This window comes from Oleiphilus sp. HI0125 (assembly GCF_001635355.1).
The window spans coordinates 1-818 of sequence record NZ_LWGF01000279.1 but is presented as its reverse complement, the minus strand read 5'-3'; the positions used below and the strand labels follow the sequence as shown (position 1 = coordinate 818).

The 818-nt window shown below is 45.4% G+C and carries 1 protein-coding gene; it reads right to left on the bottom strand.

Features of this window, described 5'->3' with window-relative positions; translation table 11 throughout:
- On the bottom strand, window positions 1–818 hold an 818-nt coding region (locus tag A3762_RS03975; protein ID WP_197469009.1), incomplete at both ends, for a sigma 54-interacting transcriptional regulator.

The following is an 818-nucleotide window of genomic DNA, read 5'->3' as shown; positions in this document are numbered from 1 at the left end:
TATACCTAAATGTTTAGCGAGCTCTGTTTCGTTCATTTTTGATTGGTTTTCTAGAACGAACTGTTGGAAGTAATCCTCCATAGAGAGCGGTTTCCCAATTTGGACAGCTGATGAAGAAACCGTTTGCATAGCGTTACCGCGAACTAATCCTTGAGTAAGGCTTACTTCTGATGGCAGTGCTTCGATATCGAGCAGTTCTGCATTGATAAGATCATGATCGCAAAGAATAACGCCGCGTTCGATCGCGTTTTCAAGTTCGCGTACATTACCGGGCCAATTATATTCTTGAATGGCTCGCAGTGCGTCTGTACTGAGTTCTACCGTTGGTCTCGCTAAGCGCTCTCGAGCACGTTCTAAAAGTAAGTGAGCTAAGCCCGTAATATCTTTTCCTCGCTCTCTTAATGGAGGGAGGCGAATTTGAACAACATTGAGTCGATAATATAAATCTTCACGGAATTGGCCGGTACGGGACAAAGACTTTAGATTTCTATGTGTTGCTGCAATTAAGCGCACATCGACTTTTTTAGAGCTGATGGAGCCAACTCGTCTTATTTCTCCTTCTTGTAGAACGCGAAGTAATCGAGCCTGAGCATCAAGGGGTAGCTCACCGATTTCATCCAAAAATAAAGTTCCACCATCAGCTGCTTCAATCAAACCTGCACGCGCAGAGCCAGCTCCTGTAAATGCACCTTTTTCGTGACCGAAAAGCTCTGACTCTATCAGCGACTCAGGAATCGCTGCGCAGTTTATGCACACAATCTCTTGGTTGCGGCGATGGCTCATCTTATGAATGGCCTTCGCCGCAACCAAGAGATTGT